This window comes from Chloroflexota bacterium (assembly GCA_018829775.1).
Lineage (GTDB): Bacteria > Chloroflexota > Dehalococcoidia > Dehalococcoidales > RBG-16-60-22 > E44-bin89.
In genome coordinates, this window is the sequence record JAHJTL010000059.1 from 1 (window position 1) to 3201 (window position 3201).

At 47.2% G+C, this 3201-nt stretch carries 2 protein-coding genes; one reads left to right on the top strand and one right to left on the bottom strand.

The window, feature by feature from the left end; all coding sequences use genetic code 11:
• The first annotated feature begins 524 nt into the window (after positions 1–524).
• The gene (locus tag KKD83_05740; GenBank protein ID MBU2535648.1) at positions 525–2441 is read left to right on the top strand and encodes a hypothetical protein; all 1917 of its coding nucleotides are present in this window, start codon (positions 525–527) and stop codon (positions 2439–2441) included.
• A 72-nt stretch (positions 2442–2513) separates the two neighbouring features.
• Here KKD83_05740 and KKD83_05745 read toward each other — a convergent pair.
• The coding region (locus KKD83_05745) for an MFS transporter (protein MBU2535649.1) at positions 2514–3201 on the bottom strand (688 nt) is incomplete at its 5' end.

The following is a 3201-nucleotide window of genomic DNA, read 5'->3' on the forward strand; positions in this document are numbered from 1 at the left end:
TAGGAATGCAGGCGCTGCCAAATCAAATTCCCGTTGAGATTGAGATGATTCTGGAAATCAGCTGAAAGACCGAGATCTCGAGGAAGATGGGATTCATGGTTGAGAAGGCATTGAAGATCTTACCGAAGTAACAATCGCTTGAGTTGTTACCCCCTTGCACAATCTGACGTTTTGTTCAATTCAGCAAGCAGTCACAACATTGTCATAAGAATTCTAGTGCGCACCTGATATAATATATTACAGTGCTATTTTATTGATAAACCTTTTTAAAAAGGAGGAAAGGTATTGAAGATAGTAAGGGATACCGAGGCATGCTACGGTTGTAGAACCTGTGAATTAGTGTGTTCTTTTCACCATAAAAAGGTTTTCTCCCCAGAATTATCCAGTATAAGAGTTTCAATGAATAACCGAACTGGCGTCATTAATTGGTCTATCGATTCAAGCTGTGATTCCTGTAAAGGGGAATCCCGACCATTATGTGTGGGATACTGTATTTACGGAGCATTGAGAGAGGTGAAAGGCAAATGAGGATAGACAGAATCAGTGGCGGTCTAGCCGGCAAAATATTGAGAGTTGACCTGGGTAGTAAGAAAATAACAACTGAGGATACTGAGAAGTATGCGAAAAGATATATTGGCGGCAGAGCTATCAATAATTTCATTCTGTTGAATGAACTGGCTCCTCAGACCAAATGGTCAGACCCTGAGAATATGCTTATTTTCGGTGTCGGTTGTCTGGAAGGTACCTTAGCCCCAGGTGCTTGCCGGGTGTCCATTGATACCATAAATGTATTTAACAATGGTAAAGGGTCAGCCAATGCTGGGGGTTATTTTGGGCCAGAGCTAAAATATGCCGGCTTTGACCATGTGGTGATTACGGGAAAAGCAGAGAGTCCTGTTTACCTGTGGATACACGATGGGGAAGCAGAGATAAGAGATGCCAGCTCCATATGGGGTAAGACAACCTTTGAAACAGAGGAAATTCTCCAAAGAGAGTTGGGCGATGATAGAGTAGAGATAGCATCAATAGGTCCCGCAGGCGAGAATCTGGTTAAAGGCTCGTGCATAATTATTGACTGCTGTAAGGCTGCCGGTGGGTCTGGAGTGGGCTGCGTGATGGGAAGTAAGAGACTTAAAGCCATAGCCGTACGGGGGCACGGGGCAATTAAAGTAGCGGAACCGGAAAGGTTTTTTAATGCAGTGAATACTGCCCTGCAAAAGGTTAAGGATTCCCCTCGCTCCCAGATACAGCGGACAGGAAACGTAGTAGGGCGTTTATACCCCGAAAGTCCGCTGTGGACTTCCCATTGTGACATGATTAGAAATGGGCAGTTAGGAGACTGGTCGATAGAAAAAAGGACAAGACTCGTTGGTAAGGATACAGGTGTTCCTAAATATATGAAAAAGATGACGGCTGGTTTTACCTGTCCTGTCGGATGCGTACCGTATCTTGAAATTGAGGAAGGTGACTACAAAGGCACCAAAGGGAGAGGATATTGGGTAAATTCCTGTTGGTGGACGCTGATGTCAGATATAGACGACCCGGCAGCATCTCTCCGATATCATATTCGTGCTAACCAGCTAGGCCTGGACGGAGATGATTCCTCTGTCGTTATAGCTTGGGCATTTGAATGTTATCAGAGGGGTTTGCTCACCAAAGAAGATACTGATGGCCTAGAGCTTGAATGGGGAAATGCGGAAGCTTGGCTAAAAATAGAAGAAAAACTTGCCTACCGTGAGGGGATTGGCGATTTTCTGGCAGACGGGGTGAAGGAAGCTTCCCGTAAATTAGGGAAGGGTTCGGAAGAATTTGCCCTCCATATGAAAGGACAGGATACGATGGACCCCTACCGAGCCTGTAAGGCGTGGGGATTCGGCGTATCAACTTCACCTGTTGCCGGTAGACACCTGCGAGGTGCGGGGTCTAAATCTGGAGTAATCGGTCCCAAGGAGGGTTTAATCTATTCGGCGGAAAGGTATGAAAACGTGCCAGAATTGGTCTTTTGGGAGTCACGAGCCAAGGAAATAGAGGACATAACAGGTATCTGTAATTACTTAGGCACATTTACCGGAGCGTTTGCTCTTGAGCCATCGGATTATACTGAGCTTGTTAACTCGGCAATGGGTATAGATTTGACAGAAGAAGAATTCATGTTGATAGGAAGACGTGGAATTAATCTTGAGAAGGCATTCAATACAATTCATACCGACTTTAACCGAAAAGACGACTATCCCCCCAGGAGATATATGGAGGAACCGATTAAATCTGGTCCACGTGCAGGATATAAGTGCGATAATGAAGAATGGGACAAAATGCTGGACAGGTTCTATGAATTACATGATTGGGACAGGAAAACCGGTTGGCAAACCCGCCGATGTCTGGTAGAACTCGGTATGGAAGATGTTGCCGACCAGCTCCAAAAGGCAGGAAGATTGAAATAAGGTTCCTTTTACTCAATCTTGGTTGCTGGCACCCTTTGTGATTTGAGGGTGGCGCTTCTAACCTCAGCACCGTTACCTCCGGCTCAGCCACAGGACTGAAGAACATATGATAAGTGTGGCCAAGATGGCCGCGCTGCCGACGGTGAAGCTCGTATGGAAGCCGAAATGGTCGATCAGGTAGCCCAGCACTGGTGTCAGTATTCCGGTGCCTTCCATGCTGCCGAAGAAGTAGAAGCCGAGCGCTGTGGAGCGATTTTCGGCTGGAGTCTGGTCGACGATGTATGCCTGCGCCACGATGGTGCTGAAAGCCGTGACAGTTCCGATTAAAACCAGCACGACAATGGTACCGAATCCGTAAGAAACCACGCTGAGAAGGTAAATCACAATGCTGGTTATAACGCACGTTGATATAATTATCGCTAGGTGGCCGAGGCGGTCCGAGAGGTAACCGGCGAGTGGCCCCGCCCAGAAAGCCATGGCAAACACTAGGGACAAAGAGGCCGCCGCTGTTTCCTTGCTGGTGCCAAAAGTGTCAACCAGGAAAAGCGGGAGAAATGACACGATGGACATTGCCACTGCCATCGTTAAGGAGCTTAATACAATCACGGTTATCAAGCGGCGCATATAACCGGGAGCAGGTGGAGCTTCCGCTAAGACACTGGTGTCCCGGGCCACTGTTTTCTGGTTTGTCATGCGTTTTCCCAGTACGATGTGGAGTATAATGCCGATGCCGATACTGGGTATGGCCATGGCGATGAAA

Bases quoted from the DNA above. Each gene is read 5' to 3' on its own strand.
- KKD83_05740 (MBU2535648.1), top strand. From the start codon at position 525: ATGAGGATAGACAGAATCAGTGGCGGTCTAGCCGGCAAAATATTGAGA.